Annotated in this window: 17 protein-coding genes; 6 read left to right on the top strand and 11 right to left on the bottom strand. The window is 71.2% G+C overall.

Features of this window, described 5'->3' with window-relative positions; genetic code table 11:
• Nucleotides 1–29: 29 nt before the first annotated feature.
• On the bottom strand, nt 30–542 hold the full coding sequence (locus ACIBX3_RS04050; RefSeq protein WP_397112834.1) for a methylated-DNA--[protein]-cysteine S-methyltransferase: 513 nt from the start codon (nt 540–542) through the stop codon (nt 30–32).
• Nucleotides 539–1,924 carry an AlkA N-terminal domain-containing protein gene (locus ACIBX3_RS04045; protein ID WP_397112832.1) on the bottom strand — a complete coding sequence of 462 codons (1,386 nt, stop codon included), beginning with the start codon at nt 1,922–1,924 and terminating at the stop codon, nt 539–541. Before ACIBX3_RS04045 ends, ACIBX3_RS04050 begins: the two co-directional genes overlap by 4 nt.
• An 85-nt stretch (nt 1,925–2,009) precedes the next feature.
• Between ACIBX3_RS04045 and ACIBX3_RS04040 the strand changes: the two genes are divergently transcribed.
• On the top strand, nt 2,010–2,192 hold the full coding sequence (locus ACIBX3_RS04040) for a hypothetical protein (protein WP_397112830.1): 183 nt from the start codon (nt 2,010–2,012) through the stop codon (nt 2,190–2,192).
• Here ACIBX3_RS04040 and ACIBX3_RS04035 read toward each other — a convergent pair.
• The 3 genes from ACIBX3_RS04035 to ACIBX3_RS04025 form a co-directional block, all read right to left on the bottom strand.
• Nucleotides 2,150–3,088 carry an NYN domain-containing protein gene (locus ACIBX3_RS04035; RefSeq protein ID WP_188191168.1) on the bottom strand — a complete coding sequence of 313 codons (939 nt, stop codon included), beginning with the start codon at nt 3,086–3,088 and terminating at the stop codon, nt 2,150–2,152. The genes ACIBX3_RS04040 and ACIBX3_RS04035 overlap by 43 nt on opposite strands.
• 107 nt (nt 3,089–3,195) lie before the next feature.
• Nucleotides 3,196–3,396 (bottom strand): acyl-CoA carboxylase subunit epsilon, encoded by a 201-nt coding sequence (locus ACIBX3_RS04030; RefSeq protein ID WP_397112828.1) that lies wholly within the window; start codon nt 3,394–3,396, stop codon nt 3,196–3,198.
• Entirely contained in the window at nt 3,393–4,982 is a 1,590-nt protein-coding gene (locus tag ACIBX3_RS04025) for an acyl-CoA carboxylase subunit beta (protein ID WP_397112826.1), read from the bottom strand. Before ACIBX3_RS04025 ends, ACIBX3_RS04030 begins: the two co-directional genes overlap by 4 nt.
• 36 nt (nt 4,983–5,018) lie before the next feature.
• Between ACIBX3_RS04025 and ACIBX3_RS04020 the strand changes: the two genes are divergently transcribed.
• From ACIBX3_RS04020 to ACIBX3_RS04005, 4 genes are all read left to right on the top strand, one after another.
• The gene (locus tag ACIBX3_RS04020; RefSeq protein WP_397112824.1) at nt 5,019–5,801 is read left to right on the top strand and encodes an ABC transporter ATP-binding protein; all 783 of its coding nucleotides are present in this window, start codon (nt 5,019–5,021) and stop codon (nt 5,799–5,801) included.
• Entirely contained in the window at nt 5,798–7,390 is a 1,593-nt protein-coding gene (locus ACIBX3_RS04015; protein ID WP_397112822.1) for a hypothetical protein, read from the top strand. The genes ACIBX3_RS04020 and ACIBX3_RS04015 overlap by 4 nt, the downstream gene beginning before the upstream one ends.
• A 79-nt stretch (nt 7,391–7,469) precedes the next feature.
• Nucleotides 7,470–10,091: a phosphoenolpyruvate carboxylase gene (locus ACIBX3_RS04010; RefSeq protein WP_397112820.1), complete on the top strand. Its 2,622-nt coding sequence runs from the start codon at nt 7,470–7,472 to the stop codon at nt 10,089–10,091.
• Between the two features lie 76 nt (nt 10,092–10,167).
• On the top strand, nt 10,168–11,598 hold the full coding sequence (locus ACIBX3_RS04005; RefSeq protein WP_397112818.1) for a PLP-dependent aminotransferase family protein: 1,431 nt from the start codon (nt 10,168–10,170) through the stop codon (nt 11,596–11,598).
• Nucleotides 11,599–11,638: 40 nt separating this feature from the next.
• On the opposite strand, the gene ACIBX3_RS04000 is transcribed toward ACIBX3_RS04005, so the two are convergent.
• Both ACIBX3_RS04000 and ACIBX3_RS03995 read right to left on the bottom strand, forming a co-directional pair.
• Nucleotides 11,639–12,493 carry an NAD-dependent epimerase/dehydratase family protein gene (locus ACIBX3_RS04000; RefSeq protein ID WP_397112816.1) on the bottom strand — a complete coding sequence of 285 codons (855 nt, stop codon included), beginning with the start codon at nt 12,491–12,493 and terminating at the stop codon, nt 11,639–11,641.
• A gap of 2 nt (nt 12,494–12,495) precedes the next feature.
• The gene (locus ACIBX3_RS03995; RefSeq protein WP_397112814.1) at nt 12,496–12,894 is read right to left on the bottom strand and encodes a cupin domain-containing protein; all 399 of its coding nucleotides are present in this window, start codon (nt 12,892–12,894) and stop codon (nt 12,496–12,498) included.
• A gap of 93 nt (nt 12,895–12,987) precedes the next feature.
• Between ACIBX3_RS03995 and ACIBX3_RS03990 the strand changes: the two genes are divergently transcribed.
• Nucleotides 12,988–15,255 (top strand): glycosyl hydrolase family 95 catalytic domain-containing protein, encoded by a 2,268-nt coding sequence (locus ACIBX3_RS03990; RefSeq protein WP_397112812.1) that lies wholly within the window; start codon nt 12,988–12,990, stop codon nt 15,253–15,255.
• Between the two features lie 33 nt (nt 15,256–15,288).
• Here ACIBX3_RS03990 and bfr read toward each other — a convergent pair whose 3' ends face one another.
• From bfr to ACIBX3_RS03970, 4 genes are all read right to left on the bottom strand, one after another.
• A complete protein-coding gene (gene bfr, locus ACIBX3_RS03985; RefSeq protein WP_397112810.1) occupies nt 15,289–15,774 on the bottom strand; it encodes a bacterioferritin in 486 nt (161 codons plus the stop codon).
• Between the two features lie 28 nt (nt 15,775–15,802).
• A complete protein-coding gene (locus ACIBX3_RS03980) occupies nt 15,803–15,979 on the bottom strand; it encodes a bacterioferritin-associated ferredoxin (protein WP_397113389.1) in 177 nt (58 codons plus the stop codon).
• 110 nt (nt 15,980–16,089) lie between these two features.
• The gene (locus tag ACIBX3_RS03975) at nt 16,090–16,710 is read right to left on the bottom strand and encodes an MBL fold metallo-hydrolase (protein ID WP_397112808.1); all 621 of its coding nucleotides are present in this window, start codon (nt 16,708–16,710) and stop codon (nt 16,090–16,092) included.
• The gene (locus tag ACIBX3_RS03970) at nt 16,711–17,796 is read right to left on the bottom strand and encodes an S-(hydroxymethyl)mycothiol dehydrogenase (RefSeq protein ID WP_397112806.1); all 1,086 of its coding nucleotides are present in this window, start codon (nt 17,794–17,796) and stop codon (nt 16,711–16,713) included.
• Nucleotides 17,797–17,806: the final 10 nt, after the last annotated feature.

The following is a 17,806-nucleotide window of genomic DNA, read 5'->3' as shown; positions in this document are numbered from 1 at the left end:
CGGGCACATTACCGAATGCTGTCATCTCATTACTTTGAGTTGACGATACCTCCGGATTCGTGGGCAAGCAGCCACTCTTTAACCGGTACGCCGTAGTAGTACCCGCCATACCCCCCGCCACTGGGCAGCACCCGGTGGCACGGCACGAACGGCGCGATCAGGTTCTGTGCACAGGCCGAGCCCGCGGCCCGTGCCGCCGTCCGCGGCAGCCCGGCCCGCTCGGCCAGCTCCGCGTACGACACCGTCGTCCCCGCCTTGACCTCGCGCAACGCCGCGTGGAGCCGCTTGCGCGTCGGGGAGCCCGGCTGGGAGACCGGGATGGCGTCGAGGGCGTCCAGGTCGCCCGCGAGGTAGGCCCGGACGGCCTCCGAAACGGCGCCCACGTCGTCTGCGACCTCCAGGCCCTCCGCCTGTAGCGCGGGCGTGAGACGGGCGAACATCTCCTTGGGGTCGGCGGTGAAGCCGGCGGCCACCAGCACACCCTCGCGGGACAAAACGGCCAGAGGGCCGACGGGGCTGGGGATGAGTTGAGCAGTGATCATGATGAGCTCCAGAGATGCAGCGCGGCGTACGCCCGCCAGGGCCGCCACCGCTCGATGTGGTCGTCGGGAATGCCCAGGGCGGTCATGCGCTTCTTGAGCACGAGGTCGCCCGCGGGCCAGGCGTCGGGGTCGCGGAGCGCCCGCAACGCGATGTAGCTGGCCGTCCACGGGCCGATGCCGGGGACTTCGAGCAGCCCCGCCACCGCCTCCGCGGGATCTTGGCCGCCGTCCAGGTCGATGTGGCCGTCGGCCAGGCGGGAGGCCAGGTCCTTGAGCGTGTCGATCCGGCGGTTGGTCAGTCCCAGGCCGGTGAGGTCGGTCTCCAGGAGGTGGTCAGGGGTGGGGAAGAGGCCTTCCGGGGCGGCGGCCCGCGCCACGATGCGGCCGAGCAGCGTACGGGCGCCCGCCACCGAGATCTGCTGACCCACGACCGCCCGTACCGCCAGCTCGAACCCGTCGAACGCCCCCGGCACGCGCAACCCGGGCCGGGCCGTCACCAAGGGCCCGAGCGAGGTCTGGCCGAGGATCTCGGCGATGGCGTCGGGGTCGGCGTCCAGGTCGAGGAGGCGGCGGCAACGCGCCACGACGCGGGCGAGCTGCCGGGTGTCCGTCACCGCCACGTCCAGCGCGATGTGGTCCCGCCGCGGCGTGAGCGTGATCGTCCCGCCCGGCACGGCGCGCGAGTACGACGTCCGGTCCGCCACCTCCAGCCCCGGAATCGCCCGGGAAGCCAGGAACGCGAAGACGCCTTCCACGTCGTACGGCTCCCGCCGGTGCAGCCGGAGCCGCAGCGTCGCGTCGGAGACCGGCGGCCCGGCCGTGGCCCGCAACTCGCTGGGCGTGAAGCCGTACGTCTCCCGCATCGTCGCGTTGAACTGCCGCACGCTCCCGAACCCCGCCGCGAACGCCACGTCCGTCACCGGAAGCCCGGTCTCGGTCAGCAACTGCTTGGCCAGCAGCAGCCGTTTCGTCCTGGCCACCGCCAGTGGTCCGACGCCCAGCTCGGCCGCGAACAGCCGGTGCAGGTGCCGCTCGGTGATGTGCAGCCGCTTGGCCAGCCCCGCGACGCCCTGCTCGTCGGCCGCGCCGTCGTCGATCAGCCGCAGAGCGCGCCCGATGAGGTCGCCGCGCAGGTCCCAGCCGGGGTCGCCGGGGGAGAGCTCGGGACGGCAGCGCTTGCACGGGCGGAACCCTGCGGCCTCGGCCGACGCCGCGTGCCGGTAGAAGCGCACGTTGCGGAACGACGGTGTACGGGCGGGGCAGATCGGACGGCAGTAGATGCGTGTCGTCGTCACCGCCGTGTAGAAGCGCCCGTCGAACCGGGCGTCCCTCGCGGAGACGGCCCGGTAGCACGAGTCGAAGTCGAGCTCTAGTGGTGCCATGCCTCCGACGTTATGCGCTTGCGCGGGGGCTGACTGGCGGAAATCGGACGTCAGCGTCAAACGCCAGGTCAGCAGGTCCGAACGGGTGACCGGCGGGAATCGGACATGGATTCTCCGCGCCGAGCCCGCCGACGGCGAGGTACGCGCCGAGCACCGCACGGGCAGGTACGTGTTGTACGCCCGCACGGCGATCGCCGAAGCCCTCCTGGAGCGGCCGGTGCCCCGCTACTTCGACGAGACCCCCACACCCAGGTCGAACTCGCGGTAGACGCGCGCCCAGAACCCGTCGCGCAGCCACACCCGGGCCTCCGGGAACGGCCGCAGCGAGTGGCCGAGCTCCTTCTCCGCCTCGATCAGCAGCTCGGTGTCGATCACGGTCGGCAGGATCGGCCCGGGCAGCAGGTCCCGGATGTTGTCGCGGCCGCGCGTGAGTATCCACTTCTGCGCCACGTGCTCGCCCACGTCCTCCACGCGTGGCCGGCTCGGCCCCAGCTTGGCCACCTGGCCCGGCTTGGCGTGCGGCTTGACGGGCGCGCGCCCGGCGAACACCTGGGCGGGCGAGGGAGCGGCGGGCGGCTGGACCGGGACGGGTTGCGGAGCACGGCTGAAAAAGGGCCTCAGGAAATCAGCGGAGATCACTTCCACGGTGTCCGACTCCCACACCAGGCGCTCGGCCTGGTTGGTGCCGTAAGGCGGTTCGACGCCCCAAAGGTGGATGCGCACGCCGTACGCCTGCGCCGCCTCCACCGCCGGAACCATGTCCTCGTCGCCCGCCAGCAGGATGGTGTCGGTGACCGCATGATGCCTTGCCAGGGCCTCCAGATCGCTTCTGATCTGCGCGTCCACGCCCTTCTGCTGGCCACGGGCGTTCAGGTTGCCAAGTCGCACCTTGACCCAAGGGAGCTGGGCGATGACCCGCTGGTCGACGGTGGGCACGCGGTCACGGGCTGCGTCATACCAATAGATCCGCAGAAGTTCGCCAGAAATACGTTCCTCTGCATGTTTCTGTAGACTCTGGATGAGCTCATCCGCGGCCACCCGATATTCCTTGCGTTCCTTCGCGCCGAGCAGTACTTCACCCGCCGCCGCGTACAGATAACCGACATCCACTAGGACGGCGTACTTGGCTGCCACAGGATGCGGCACGAGGTCTGGGATGGCCATGTCGTCCTCCAGGCCGCGGTGTTAGTTGATCGGCCGACTATATACGCCTACTTTCTCTAGATAGTCCCAACTCCCGGGGAGCTTGACACCCGTTTCCCAGGATCTATCTAGGGTAGGGCGCTCACCCGCCATGCCGACTTCCCTGGAAGGACAGGCTTACGCATACCTCTGGCGGGGTTTCGCCACGTTTGTCGGCGCGGTTCGGGAGGGGTCTCCGGTTCGGCGTGTCGTATGACGAGCGCGGCCACCAAAGCGGCGATCTCCTCGGGCGTGGCGTCGCCTCGGACAATGCGCAGATGTGCCGTCATAGCGGGATGTTCCCATGCTTCTTCGGCGGCAGCGTCGCCCGCTTGTTCCGCAACGCCCGCAGCGCCCTGACGACCTGGGAGCGGGTCTCCGACGGTCGGATCACCGCGTCCACGTAGCCGCGCTCGGCCGCGATGTACGGGTTGGCCAGCGTGTCCTCGTACTCGGTGACGAGCCTGGCCCGCTCGGCCTCGGGGTCGTCGGAGGCGGCCAGCTCGCGCCGGTAGAGGATGTTCACCGCGCCCTGCGCGCCCATGACCGCGATCTGCGCGGTGGGCCAGGCCAGGTTGACGTCCGCGCCGAGGTGCTTGGACCCCATGACGTCGTACGCGCCGCCGTACGCCTTGCGGGTGATGACCGTGATCAGGGGGACGGTGGCCTCGGCGTAGGCGTAGAGGAGCTTGGCGCCGCGGCGGATGATTCCGTTCCATTCCTGATCCGTGCCGGGCAGGAAACCCGGTACATCAACAAAAGTCAGTATTGGAATATTAAACGCATCACATGTTCGAATAAATCTGGCGGCCTTCTCGGATGCGTTGATATCCAGACATCCCGCGAAATGCATGGGCTGGTTCGCGACGACGCCGACCGACTGGCCGTCCACGCGGCCGTACCCGACGACGACGTTCGGCGCGAACAGCGCGTGCACCTCCAGGAACTCTCCGTCGTCGAGCACGTGCTCGATCACCCGGTGCATGTCGTACGGCTGGTTCGCCGAGTCCGGGATCAGCTCGTCCAGCCCGGGATCCGGATCCAGGTCCGCGGCCGCCTCGAAGACCGGGGCCTCGTCCAGATTGTTGGACGGCAGGTACGACAGCAGCGCCTTGACGTAGTCGAGCGCGTCGTCCTCGTCGGACGCCTGGTAATGGGCCACACCCGACTTCGTGTTGTGCGTATGGGCCCCGCCGAGCTCCTCGAACGTGACCTCCTCGCCTGTCACCGTCTTGATCACGTCCGGACCCGTGATGAACATCTGCGACGTCTGGTCCACCATCACGACGAAGTCGGTCAGCGCGGGGGAGTAGACGTGCCCGCCGGCCGCGGCGCCCATGATGAGCGAGATCTGCGGGATCACCCCGGAGGCGTGCACGTTGCGCTTGAAGATCTCCGCGTAGAGCCCGAGCGCGACCACGCCCTCCTGGATGCGCGCGCCGCCGCCCTCGTTGATCCCGATGATCGGGCAGCCGGTCTTGAGCGCCATGTCCAGCACCTTGACGATCTTGTCGCCGTACACCTCGCCGAGCGAGCCGCCGAACACGGTCACGTCCTGCGAGAACACGCAGACCTGCCGTCCGTCGATCGTGCCGTAACCGGTGATCACCCCGTCGCCGTACGGCCGCCGCTTCTCCAGCCCGAACATCGTCGACCGGTGCCTGGCGAATTCGTCGAACTCCACGAAGGAGCCCTCGTCCAGCAGCGCGAGCACCCGCTCCCTCGCGGTCATCTTGCCCTTGGCGTGCTGCTTGTCGACCGCGGCCGAGGAGCCGGCGTGCACGGCTTCGTCGAGGCGCCGCTCCAGGTCGGCGATCTTCCCGGCAGTCGTATGGATGTCCGGCTTCTCCGGCATGGAATCCGCAGCTGCACTCATGCGCGCAAGGCTAGTCCCTCCCCATAGATTGGTTCCATGACGGATGCGGTTCGCACCCATGGCCTGTTCAAGCGGTATGGACAGCAGGTCGCGGTCGCGGAGGTCGATCTCGTCGTCCCGGCGGGCAGCTTCGCGGGGCTGGTCGGGCCGAACGGCGCGGGCAAGACGACCACGCTCAGCATGATCACCGGGCTGCTCCGCCCCGACGGCGGGGCGGCGGAGGTGGACGGGTTCCACGTCTGGCGCGATCCCGTCGAGGTCAAGGCCCGCATCGGGGTGCTGCCCGAGGGATTGCGGCTGTTCGAGCGGCTCTCGGGCCGCGAGCTGCTGCTCTACGCCGGGCGGCTGCGCGGCATCCCCAAGAGCGAGGTCGAGCAGCGGGCCGACGAGTTGCTGGCCGTCATGGACCTGGCGGGCGCCGCCGACAAGCTCGTCGTCGACTACTCCACCGGCATGCGCAAGAAGATCGGCCTGGCCGCCGCGCTGCTGCACAACCCGTCGGTGCTGTTCCTGGACGAGCCGTTCGAGGGCGTCGACCCGGTCAGCGCCAACACGCTGACCGAGGTGCTCCAGCGCTTCACCGCCTCCGGCTCGACCGTCATCTTCTCCAGCCACGTGATGGACCTGGTCGAGCGGCTGTGCGACTGGGTGTCGGTGATGAGCGCGGGCCACATCGTGGCGCAGGGGCCGCTGGAGGACGTACGCGGCGGCCGGAGCCTCAACCAGGCGTTCCTGGAGCTGGTCGGCGGCCCTGCCCAGGGCCGGGAGGCGGGCCTGACGTGGCTGGGCGCGAAGGACAAGCCCGGGGGAGCCCCGTGAGCACGGTGAGCGCCGTGGGCCCCGTGAGCACGGTGGCGCTGTTCGCGCGGCTGAAGCTCCAGCTGCTAGCCGGCAATCTGCGCGGCGACCTCCAGCGCCGCCTCGGCTTCATCTTCACCCTGGTCATGGCCACCGGCTTGGCCGCGCTCGGCTTCTTCCTGATGAGCCTGCTCCGGCTGGCGCCCGCCGACATCAGGTCCTCGCTCGTCATCGTCGCGTTCGCGTTCTTCCTCTTCGGCTGGATGATCGTGCCGCTGCTGGCGTTCGGCCTGGACGACACGCTGGACCCGGCCAAGCTGTCGCTGTTCCCGCTGCGCACGCGCACGCTGGCGATCGGCATGTTCACCGCGTCCGCGACCGGCGTCTGGCCCGCCGCGATGCTGGTGGTCACGTCCGGCGCCCTGATCGCGCTCCCCACCGGCCCGGGCGGGGTCCTTCTCGGGGTGCCGGCCGTGCTGCTGCAGTTCGCGCTCTGCGTGGTGACGTCGCGGCTGATCACCACGTCGCTGTCCAGCGCGCTGCGCACGCGGCGCGGTCGCGACGTGCTCGCCGTGGCCGCCTTGCTCGTGGTGGTGCTCGCGCAGCTGCCCAACCTGCTGATGAACCGCGACTTCGGCGACCCCGAGGCGGGGCTGCACCAGATGGCGGCCATGCTCAGGTGGACCCCGCCCGGCATGGCCGCGCACGCCATCGCCGACGGCGGCCTGGCGGGGGTGGCTGAGCTGGTGTTCCTGGCGCTGGTCGTCATGGCGCTCGCCTGGCTGTGGATCAAGGCGCTGAGCCGCGCATTGGTGACGCCGGACGCCTCCACCCAGGCGGCCTCCGTACGCAAGGAGTCCGGTCTGGTGGACCGGCTCGTTCCGGACGGGCCGCTGGCCGCGGTGGTCACCAAGGAGCTGAAGTACATCAGGCGCGAGCCGAGGTTCCGGGTGGGCTGGTTCAGCGCGCTCGTGGTCACGCTCGTGCTGTCGTTCTCGCTGACCGGCACCGCCGAGGGCGCGCCGGGCCAGGGGGTGCCGATCATGATCACCACGGTGGGCGCCCTGATGATCGCCCTTCAGTCGGGCAACGCGTTCGGCATCGACGGCCGCTCGCTGTGGATGAACGCCGTGACGTTCGGCTCCGAGCGCAGCCTGGTCACCGACCTGGCCGGACGCCACCTGGCCAGCGCGCTCGTCGCGGTCCCGCTGCTCGCCGTGATCGCCGTCGGCACCGGCCTGCTCACCGGCCACCCGGCGGCGATCGTGCCCGCGATGTTGTCCGGGTGGGGCGCGCTCGGGATCGGGCTCGGTGTCGGGTCCGTGACCAGCGTCGTGCTGCCGTACTCGGTGCCCGAGCGGATGAACGCCTTCAGCGGCGCCGCGCCCGGCCAGGGCGGGCAGGCGTTCGCCTCGTCCATGGGGGCGATGCTCGGCATCGCGCTGCTGTCGCTGCCGTTCGTGGTGCCGCTCGCCTTCGGGCTCCTGTGGGTGAGCGTGGTGGCGCCGTTCTACGGGCTGCTGGCCGAGACGCTCGGCCGGCGGCTGTCCGCGCGGATAGGCTTCGCCCGCCTGCCCGAACTGCTGGCCGCGGTCTCAAAGGCTTCTTGACCAGCTCCCTCGCGGTGGTCTAGTCCAATGGGTGAGACCGGTCTACGGGCGTTTTGAACGACTCGCTACCCTTCAAAGCATGATTGACCAGGGGCTCGAACATCGCAGCGCGGCCGTAACCGAGATGCCGGACGAGCTGCGCCACGATGTGCGGCTGCTCGGCAAGCTGCTCGGTCAGGTGCTCGCCGAGCAGGGCGGCGAGGACCTGCTGGCGGACGTCGAACGGCTGCGCAAGGCCGTCATCGCGGCGCGCAGGGGCGAGATCTCGGCCGACGTGATCACCGACATGGTCGCGGCATGGGAGATCGAGCGGGCCGTCCAGGTCGCCCGCGCGTTCACGTGCTACTTCCACCTGGCCAACCTGGCCGAGGAGCACTACCGGATCCGCACGCTGCGCGAGCGGGACGCCGAGGGCAGGGTCCAGCGGGAGTCGCTGGCGCAGGCCGTCCACGAGCTGGGCCACGACCGCGTCGCCGAGTTGATGGCGGGCCTGGAGCTGCACCCGGTGCTGACCGCGCACCCGACCGAGGCGCGCCGGCGGGCGGTCGTCACCGCCATCCAGCGCGTCAGCACCCAGCTCACCGAGTACAACAGCCCGGGTCGCGGGGCCTCCGAGCGCGCCGAGAGCAAGCGGCGCATGCTGGAGGAGATCGACCTGCTGTGGCGCACGGCCCAGCTCCGCTCGACCAAGCTCGACCCGCTCGACGAGGTGCGCACGGCCATGGCCGCCTTCGACGAGACGCTGTTCCGCATGGTGCCCCAGGTCTACCGCGCGCTCGACGCGGCGCTCGACCCGGGCACCGGCACCCGCCCGCCACAGGCCAGCCCTTTCATCAGGTACGGCAGCTGGATCGGCGGCGACCGCGACGGCAACCCCAACGTCACGGCCAAGGTCACCCGCGAGACCATCCAGATCCAGTCCGAGCACGTGCTGTCCGCACTGGAGACCGCCTGCTCGCGCATCGCCCGCACGCTCACCGCCTCCACCCAGTTCGCCCCCTGCTCCCGGGAGCTGAAGGCGGCGCTGGCCGGGGCCGTGGACGCGCACCCCGAGGTTGTCTCCGAGCTGGCCACCCGCTCGCCGCGCGAGCCGCACCGGCAGTGGCTGCTGTTCGTGGCCGCGCGCATCGCCGCCACCCGCCGCCGCGACCTCGACCTGGCCTACCGCTCGCCCGCCGAGCTGCTGGCCGACCTGCGGCTGGCGCAGGAGTCGCTGGCGGCCTCGGCGCCGCGGCAGGCGTACGGCGAGCTGCAGCATCTCATCTGGCAGGTGGAGACGTTCGGCTTCCACCTGGCCGAGCTGGAGGTGCGCCAGCACTCCCAGGTGCACGCGGCCGCGCTGGAGGAGTTGCGGGGCGGCGGCGAGCCGTCGGAGCGCACCGAGGAGGTCCTGGCCACGCTCCGGGTGATCGGCTGGATCCAGGAGCGGTTCGGCGTCACGGCCTGCTCCCGCTACGTCGTCTCCTTCACCCGCACGGCCGAGGACATCGCGGCCGTCTACGAGCTGGCCCGGCGCGCGCTCGGCAACCGCGCTCCCGTGCTGGACGTGGTGCCGCTGTTCGAGTCAGGACAGGACCTGGCCAACTCACCGCGCGTGCTGACCGGCATGCTGGAGATCCACGAGGTCCAGGAGCGCCTGGCGACCACCGGCCGGCGCATGGAGATCATGCTCGGCTACTCCGACTCGGCCAAGGAACTCGGCCCGGCCGCCGCCACGCTCCGCCTGTACGAGGCGCAGGAGGCGCTGACCGCCTGGGCCGCCGAGCACGACGTGAAGCTGCGCATGTTCCACGGCCGCGGCGGCGCGCTCGGCCGCGGCGGCGGCCCGGCCAACCGGGCGGTGCTGGCCCAGGCGCCCGGCTCGGTCGCGGGCCGGTTCAAGGTCACCGAGCAGGGCGAGGTCATCTTCGCCCGCTACGGCCACATCGCGATCGCCCGCCGCCACCTGGAGCAGGTCACGAACGCCGTCCTGCTGGCCTCCTCGCCCGCCATCGGCGCCCGAACCGCGGCCGCGGCCGAGCGTTTCCGCGGGCTGGCCGAGCAGGTGGCCGTCGCGTCCGAGCAGGCGTACCGGGCGCTGACCGAGGCGCAGGGCTTCCCCGAGTGGTTCGGCCTGGTCAGCCCGCTTGAGGAGATCGGCACGCTGCGCCTCGGCTCCCGCCCGGCGCGCCGCGGGCTGGGCGCGCCGCGCTCGCTCGACGACCTGCGGGCGATCCCGTGGGTGTTCGCGTGGGCGCAGACCCGGGTCAACCTGCCCGGCTGGTACGGCCTGGGCACCGGCCTGGCCTCGGTGGGCTCGCTCGACGAGCTGCGGGCCGCGTACGCGGAGTGGCCGCTGTTCAACGCGATGCTGGACAACGCGGAGATGTCGCTGGCCAAGACCGACCGCTCGATCGCCAAGCGCTACCTGGCCCTGGGCGGCCGCGAGGACTTCACCCGGCAGGTGCTGGAGGAGTACGACCGAACCCGCGACCTGGTCCTGCGCGTGACGGGGCACACCAGGCTGCTGGAGAACCGCAAGGTGCTCTCGCGCGCCGTCCAGCTCCGCGACCCGTACGTGGACGCGCTGTCGCACCTCCAGCTCCGTGCGCTGCGCGCGCTGCGCACCGGCAATCCGTCGGAGCAGGAGCGCGACCGGCTGTCCACGCTCCTGCTCCTGTCGGTCAACGGGGTGGCGGCGGGCCTGCAGAACACCGGCTGAGCTGTGTCCATGGCCTCACCTCGCGTTCGGCCATCCGATCTGCCGGGGCGCTGCCGGGCCGTAGGATCGTGAGTTCGTGGAGCAGCCGAAGGGCCTGGATCTGCACGTCGATGTGGATCGCCGCCCTGGCCGGGTCGGGCGCTCCCTGGAGGAGGCGTTGCGTAAGGCGCTTCGCTCGGGCCGCCTGCCGGCCGGGACCCGCCTGCCCGGCAGTCGCAACCTGGCGGCCGACCTGGGGATCTCCCGCGGCACGGTCGTCCAGGTCTACGCGCAGTTGATCGCCGAGGGATGGCTGGTGGGCAGGCCGGGCTCGGGCACGCGAGTGTCCCCGACCCCGGCGGCGGCCGATACGGGTCCGACGATGGAGGGCCGGGCGGGCCGAGGTCGTCGGCCTGACGCCGCTGCGGGGCACCGGCCGGAGGCTGTCGATCTGCGGCCGGGCAGGCCCGATATCGGAGCTTTCCCGCGTGCGGCCTGGGCCTCGGCCGTGCGCCGGGTTCTGACCTCGGCCGACCCGGAGCTCTGGGACTACGGCCCGCCCACGGGCCTGACGGCGCTGCGCGAGGCCGTCGCCGGGTACGTCGCCCGCACCCGCGGTGTGCGCGCGGACCCCGGCCGGGTGATCGTGGTGGGCGGGTTCGCCGCCGGGCTGGCACTGCTGGGCCGGGCGCTGAGCGGCCTCGGCGTACGCGAGGTGGCGACCGAGGACCCCGGGCTCGACCGGCACCGCCGCCTCCTGCACGCCGCGGGGCTGGCGACGCCTCCGCTGGAGGTCGGGCCCACCGGCGCGGACCCGGACGGCTTGACCGCACGCGCGGGCGCCGCCCTGCTCACCCCCGCCCACCAGCACCCGTACGGCGTCGTCCTCGCGCCACGGCGGCGCGCGGCGTTCGTGGACTGGGCGCGGCGGCACGACGGTTACCTGATCGAGGACGACTACGACGGCGAGTTCCGCTACGACCAGCAGCCGGTCGGCGCGCTGCAGGCACTCGCGCCCGACCGGGTGGTGTACGCGGGCAGCGCCAGCAAGTCGCTCGCCCCGGGGATGCGGCTCGGCTGGCTGGTCGTGCCGGCGGCCCTGCACGACCCGCTGGTGCGCGCGATCGAGGAGACCGGCACGGGGGTGCCCGTGATCGAGCAGCTGGCCCTGGCGGACCTCATCGAGCGCGGCGAGTACGACCGGCACATCCGCCGCGTCCGCCTGGCCTACCGGCGCCGCAGGGCGGAGCTGGTCCGGCGGCTGCCCGCCCCGCTGAGCGGCGTGGCCGCCGGCCTGCACGCCCTGCTGCCGGTGGGTTCGGCCGGGCACGAGGCACGGCTGATCGAGGTGGGCCGCTACGCCGGGGTACGCCTGCACGGCCTGCACGGCCTCGCCTACTGGCACCGCCCGTCCGGCGAGCGGCCCGCCGCGCTCGTCCTCGGCTACGCGACCCCGCCCCAGCATGCCTGGCAGCAGGCCCTGGACCGGCTGGTCGAGGTGATCGACGCCGTCGGGCTCGCGGACTGACCCGACAGGGCCGAGCGGCGTGTGGCGAGCGCTGAACGGCTCAGGCGAGGGCGGCGAAGCCCGCACGCCAGGACGCGTATTCGGGCGTCCAGCCCAGGTGCTTGCGCGCGTAGTGGTTGTCCGCCCCCCGCGCGACCCTGCTCCGCGGCGCGCCGCTCTCCGGCGGCGCGGGCGCCCCCACGGCCCGGCAGAACGCGGGCAGCCAGTCCCGCCCGGGGGCGGGCTCGTCATCGCAGACGTTCACGGGCCCGGACGGCCATGCGAGCGCCTGTACGGCGGCGGTCGCGGCGTCGTCCACGTGCACGAAGCTCGTCACGTCGGCATCGGCCACGAGGGCACCCGACCGGGCCGCCTCCGCCCTGGCTCCGCGCGGCTCGAACCAGGTGCCGGTGCCGTAGAACAGCCCGTACCGCAGCACCACCCACTCGGGCAGCTCCCGCACGGCCGTCTCCAGTGCGGCGACGGCCTCGACGCCCGTGCGGCGCGGCTCCGGCGCGTGCAGGTCGAGCGGGATCTCCTCGACGGCCGGGACGTCGCCCGGCTCGTACATCCACGAGATGCTCTGCGCCACGATGCGCCGCACCCCGGCGGCCAGCGCCGCGTCGACCAGGTTGCGCGTGCCGGCCACCCGGACGCGGGCGTTGGCGGCGAAATCGCCCGCGCTCAGGTCGGTCAGCTGGTGCATCACGACGTCCGCGCCGGACTCGCGGACGGCGGCCGCCAGCGCCGCGGCGTCGTAGACGTCGGCGCGCACGGCCGTGGCGCCCAGATCGCGCAGCATCGCGACCTTGGCCTCGTCGCGCGTCGTCGCGGTCACCGTGTGGCCCGCGGCCACCAGCAAGGGCACGATCCGGCGGCCCAGCACGCCGGTGCCGCCGGCCAGGAAGACATGCATGCTCAGGAGTCCTTTCTCGGAGCACGGCGGTCGCGGCGGGCTTCGAGCTCGTGCGCGCCGACGAGCGTGAGCATCGGCTCGCCGGGAACGCCGACCATCACCACCACGAACCGGCTCCACGCGTCCGGCAGGTTGTTGCCCGCCTGGTAGTGGATCACATCGCCGCCGGGCTCCCAGAAGGCCTCGCCCGCCCGGATCACGCGTTCGGGCTCGCCTTCGAGCTCGAAAATCATCTCACCGTCGAGCATGTAGCCGAAGACCGGCCCGGAATGCCGGTGCGGCGGCGTGCCGGGAGAGCCTGGCGGCAGCTCGACCGTCATGGTCATCACCTCCGCCCCCTCGGGCAGGAACGGGGGAACCTGGTGCAGAAGGGTCGTCAGGACCGCACGGGAGTCGTTCACACCGCCACGCTAGGACGCTGCCGGTCCAGAGAAATAGACCACTTCACCGCTATTCCACTAGACCACTTGGCACGGTTGTTACGGTTGTGGTCCATGACAGGCTCACACCTGACGCTCTGGTACGACCGGCCCGCCACCGACTGGGAGACCGAGGCGTTGCCGATCGGCAACGGGGCCCTGGGCGCGATGGTCTTCGGCGGGATCGGCCTGGAGCAGATCCAGTTCAACGAGAAGACCCTGTGGACCGGAGGGCCAGGATCGCGGCAGGGGTACGACTTCGGCAACTGGACGAGCCCGCGCCCGGACGCGATCTCCGAGGTGCGGGAGACGCTGGACCGCGAGGGGCGGATGGCGCCGGAGGAGGTCGCGGCCAGGCTGGGGCAGCCGAAGTCGGGGTTCGGGGCGTACCAGACCTTCGGCGACCTGTGGCTGGACCTGCCCGCGGACACCTCTGACGATTACCGCAGGGAGTTGAGCCTGCGCGAGGCCGTGGCCAGGGTGGCGTACACGTCCGGCGGGGTGCGGCACACGCGCGAGTACTTCGCCGGCCACCCGGGCAACGTGATCGTCGGGCGGATCTCGGCCGACCGGCCCGGCACGGTCGAGTTCACGTTGCGCGTGTCGTCACCGCACGACGACAAGCGGATCAGCGTGGCCGACGGGCGGCTGACGATGCGCGGGGCGCTGGCGGACAACGGGATGCTCTTCGAGGCGCAGGTGCAGGTGGTCGTGGAGGGCGGCACCCGTACGGACGGGGCCGGCCGCGTCACGGTCACCGGGGCCGACAGCGCGGTGCTCGTGCTGTCCGCGGGGACCGGCTACGCCCCCGTCTACCCGGCGTACCGGGGCGAGGACCCGCACGACGCCGTCACGGCGGCCGTGGACAAGGCGGTGGCGCAGGGGTACGACGCGCTCAGGCGGGCACACCAGGACGACTACACGCGGCTGTTCGACCGGGTGGAGCTGGACCTGAGGCAGGAGGCGCCGGACGTGCCGACGGACCGCCTGCGGGCGGCCTACACCGGGGGCGACTCGGCCGCCGACCGGGCGCTGGAGGCGCTGTACTTCGCCTACGGGCGCTATCTGCTGATCGCCTCCTCCCGGGCCGGATCGTTGCCGGCGAACCTGCAGGGCGTGTGGAACGACTCCACCGCCCCCGCGTGGTCGGGCGACTACCACGTCAACATCAACCTGCAGATGAACTACTGGCCGGCCGACGTGACGAACCTGGCCGAGACGGCGCGCCCGTACGACGAGTACGTGCAGGCCATGATGGCGCCGGGCCGGCGGACGGCGCGGGAGATGTTCGCGGCCGAGGGGTGGGTGGTGCACAACGAGACGAACCCGTTCGGGTTCACCGGCGTGCACGACTGGGCCACCGCGTTCTGGTTCCCGGAGGCGGCGGCCTGGGTGACGCAGGACCTCTACGACCGTTACCGGTTCAGCGGCGACGCCGGCTACCTGCGCGAGACCGCCTATCCGGTGATGAAGGGGGCGGCCGAGTTCTGGCTGGACACGCTGCACGCCGACCCGCGCGACGGGACGCTGGTCGTGTCGCCGAGCTACTCCCCCGAGCACGGGGACTTCTCGGCGGGGGCGTCGATGTCGCAGCAGATCGTCTGGGATCTGCTCACGAACGTCGCGGAGGCGGCGGCGGTCCTGGACGTGGACGCCGAGTTCCGGGCGCGCGTGCTGGAGGTGCTGGAGCGGCTGGACCCGGGGCTGCGGATCGGCTCCTGGGGGCAGCTGCAGGAGTGGAAGGCCGACTGGGACGAGGCGGACGACACGCATCGGCACGTGTCGCACCTGTTCGGGCTGCATCCCGGGCGGCAGATCGCGGCGGGGAGCCCGGAGGGCGAGGCCGCCAAGGTGACGCTGGCGGCCCGGGGCGACGGCGGCACCGGGTGGAGCAAGGCCTGGAAGATCAACTTCTGGGCGCGGCTGCTCGACGGCGATCACGCGCACACGGTGCTGGGCGAGCTGCTGAAACACTCGACGCTGGACAACCTGTGGGACACGCATCCGCCGTTCCAGATCGACGGCAACTTCGGGGCCGTCGCGGGGATGGCGGAGATGCTGGTGCAGAGCCACCACGGGGTGATCCACATGCTGCCCGCGCTGCCGTCGGCCTGGCGTACGGGGGCGGTGCGCGGGCTGCGGGCCCGCGGTGACGTGACCGTGGACGTCTCGTGGCGCGACGGGGCGGCCGAGAAGGTCACGCTGCGGGCGGGACGTACCGGAGAGGTCACGGTGCGGACCGCCGGCCCGGTGCGCGGCGAACAGGGGGAGGTGGCCGTGCGGCGCTCCGGCGACACGGTGAGCTGGGACGCCGAGGCCGGGAAGGTGTACACGATCGGCTGACCGGGGCGGGCAGGTCCCGCCCCGGTCGCGACGTCAGTCGTCGGCGGACGGCGGCTCGGCGTAGCGGGCCAGATAGAGCTGCAGGCCGAGGCTGTCGATCAGCCCCAGCTCGGTCTCCAGGTAGTCGATGTGGACTTCCTCGTCCGCGAGGATGTCCTCGAAGATACGGGCCGAGGTGACGTCACCCTTCTCGCGCATGAGCTGGATCGCCGGGCGCAGCCGCTGCACCACCGACAACTCCACCTCGAGGTCGGCCCTGAGTTGCTCTTCGACCGTCTGACCGATGTGCAGGGTGCCCAGCCGCTGGTAGTTGGGCAACCCCTCCAAAAAGAGGATGCGATCGGTGAGGCGCTCGGCGTGACGCATCTCGTCGATCGACTCTTCGCGGGTGTGCTCCGCGAGCTTCGTGTATCCCCAGTTCTCCTGCATTTTGGCGTGCAGGAAATACTGGTTGATCGCGGTGAGCTCGGCGGTCAGTTGTTCGTTGAGCAACTCGATGATCTGCTTGTCGCCCTGCATGTGAACGGGCCCCTTGCTGCTATCCCGGCTATGCGGTCGTCAGTTCTTCAGACCTTTTCAGGATCGCACAGATCTTCCGTACACATCGGGCACAGTCCCCACCAGCCCCGGTGGTGTCGCGAATCTGCTTCACACTCTTCGCCCCGGAGGCGATGCAGTCGTGGACCTCATTTTCGGTCACAGCACGACATATGCACACATACATCCAGGACGGCCTCTCGCGCAAGGTGGACCATAGGTTAGGCACACCTAAGATAGCCCACTTTGGTAAGGCTTGCCTACTTTGGGCCGGCCACAGTGACGTATCCCTCAGTGTCAGTGCCCTCTGGCGATCCATTCCTCCAGGTGAGGGGCCTCGGCGCCGATCGAGGTCGAGTCGCCGTGGCCCGTGTGCACGACCGTCTCCGAGGGCAGGGTCAGCAGCCGTTTCCTGATCGACTCGATGATCGTGTCGAACGACGAGTACGAGCGGCCGGTCGCCCCCGGGCCGCCCTTGAACAGCGTGTCGCCGCTGAACAGCACGCCGAGCTCGCGCCCGTACACGCAGACCGCGCCGGGGGCGTGGCCGGGAGTGTGCAGGATCTCCAGCGCGCAGCCGCCGACCTCGATGCGCTCGCCGTCCGTCAGCGGCTCGTACGCCACCGCGTCGCCGTACTCCTGCTCCCACAACACCTGGTCGGCGGGGTGCAGCCGGATCGGCGCGCCGGTGCGCTCGGCGAGCTCTCGCGCGGCGTTGATGTGGTCGTTGTGCGCGTGCGTGCACACGATGGCCTTGACCGCCCGCCCGCCGACCCGCTCGGCGATCGCGGCGGCGTCGTGGGCGGCGTCGATGACGACGACCTCGCGGGCGTCGCCGATCAGCCAGACGTTGTTGTCGACGTCCCAGGTGCCGCCGTCCAGCGAGAACGTGCCCGAGGTGATGACGCGGTCGATCATCTAGAACGTCACCACCGAGCGCAGCACCTCACCGCGGTGCATCTTCGCGAACGCCTCCTCGACCTGGCCGACCGAGATCGTCTCGCTGACGAACTTGTCCAGCGGCAGCCGGTTCTGCAGGAACAGGTCGATCAGCATGGGGAAGTCGCGCGACGGCAGGCAGTCGCCGTACCAGCTCGACTTCAGCGACCCGCCGCGGCCGAACACCTCCAGGAGCGGCAGCTCCAGCTTCATCTCCGGCGTCGGCACGCCGACCAGGACGACCGTGCCGGCCAGGTCGCGGGCGTAGAACGCCTGGGTGTACGTCTCCGGCCGGCCCACCGCCTCGATGACCACGTCCGCGCCGAAGCCGCCGGTCAGGTCGCGGATGGCCTCGACGGGGTCGCTCTCGCGCGAGTTGACCGTGTGCGTGGCGCCGAAGCCGCGGGCCCACTCCAGCTTGCGATCGTCCACGTCCACCGCGATGATCGTCGCGGCGCCTGCCAGCGAGGCGCCCAGGATCGCCGCGTCACCGACGCCGCCGCAGCCGATCACGGCCACGCTGTCGCCGCGCGCCACCCCGCCGGTGTTGATCGCCGCGCCGATCCCGGCCATCACGCCGCAGCCCAGCAGGCCCGCGACCTGGGCGGGGGCCTCGGCGGAGACCTTGGTGCACTGCCCCGCGGCGACCAGCGTCTTCTCCAGGAACGCGCCGATGCCCAGCGCGGGCGACAACACGGTGCCGTCCTTGAGCGTCATCTTCTGCGCCGCGTTGTGCGTGCTGAAGCAGTACCAGGGGCGGCCGCGCAGGCAGGCCCGGCACTGGCCGCACACGGCCCGCCAGTTGAGGATCACGAAGTCGCCCGGCTCGACCTCGGTGACCCCGGGACCGACCGCCTCGACGACGCCCGCCGCCTCGTGACCGAGCAGGAACGGGAAGTCGTCGTTGATCCCGCCCTCCCGGTAGTGCAGGTCGGTGTGGCAGACCCCGCAGGCCTGCACGTTGACGACGGCCTCACCCGGACCGGGATCCGGGACGATCACCGTCTCGAGCGAAACTTCCTGGCCCTTACCTCGGGCGACGACGCCCTGCACTTCGTACGGCATGGCAGCCATC

Source organism: Nonomuraea sp. NPDC049480 (assembly GCF_044465905.1).
Taxonomy (GTDB): Bacteria; Actinomycetota; Actinomycetes; order Streptosporangiales; family Streptosporangiaceae; genus Nonomuraea.
The sequence above is the reverse complement of the archived record's forward strand: the minus strand, read 5'-3'. Positions and strand labels throughout refer to the sequence as shown.

Excerpts from the sequence above, each read along its gene's own strand:
- ACIBX3_RS04045 (WP_397112832.1), bottom strand. The coding sequence starts at position 1,924 with ATGGCACCACTAGAGCTCGACTTCGACTCGTGCTACCGGGCCGTCTCC.
- ACIBX3_RS04020 (WP_397112824.1), top strand. The coding sequence starts at position 5,019 with ATGACGGATGCGGTTCGCACCCATGGCCTGTTCAAGCGGTATGGACAG.
- ACIBX3_RS04025 (WP_397112826.1), bottom strand. The coding sequence starts at position 4,982 with ATGAGTGCAGCTGCGGATTCCATGCCGGAGAAGCCGGACATCCATACG.
- ACIBX3_RS04010 (WP_397112820.1), top strand. The coding sequence starts at position 7,470 with ATGATTGACCAGGGGCTCGAACATCGCAGCGCGGCCGTAACCGAGATG.
- ACIBX3_RS04035 (WP_188191168.1), bottom strand. The coding sequence starts at position 3,088 with ATGGCCATCCCAGACCTCGTGCCGCATCCTGTGGCAGCCAAGTACGCC.
- ACIBX3_RS03975 (WP_397112808.1), bottom strand. The coding sequence starts at position 16,710 with ATGATCGACCGCGTCATCACCTCGGGCACGTTCTCGCTGGACGGCGGC.
- ACIBX3_RS04050 (WP_397112834.1), bottom strand. The coding sequence starts at position 542 with ATGATCACTGCTCAACTCATCCCCAGCCCCGTCGGCCCTCTGGCCGTT.
- bfr (WP_397112810.1), bottom strand. The coding sequence starts at position 15,774 with ATGCAGGGCGACAAGCAGATCATCGAGTTGCTCAACGAACAACTGACC.
- ACIBX3_RS03980 (WP_397113389.1), bottom strand. The coding sequence starts at position 15,979 with ATGTATGTGTGCATATGTCGTGCTGTGACCGAAAATGAGGTCCACGAC.
- ACIBX3_RS04000 (WP_397112816.1), bottom strand. The coding sequence starts at position 12,493 with ATGCATGTCTTCCTGGCCGGCGGCACCGGCGTGCTGGGCCGCCGGATC.
- ACIBX3_RS03970 (WP_397112806.1), bottom strand. The coding sequence starts at position 17,796 with ATGCCGTACGAAGTGCAGGGCGTCGTCGCCCGAGGTAAGGGCCAGGAA.
- ACIBX3_RS04030 (WP_397112828.1), bottom strand. The coding sequence starts at position 3,396 with ATGACGGCACATCTGCGCATTGTCCGAGGCGACGCCACGCCCGAGGAG.
- ACIBX3_RS03990 (WP_397112812.1), top strand. The coding sequence starts at position 12,988 with ATGACAGGCTCACACCTGACGCTCTGGTACGACCGGCCCGCCACCGAC.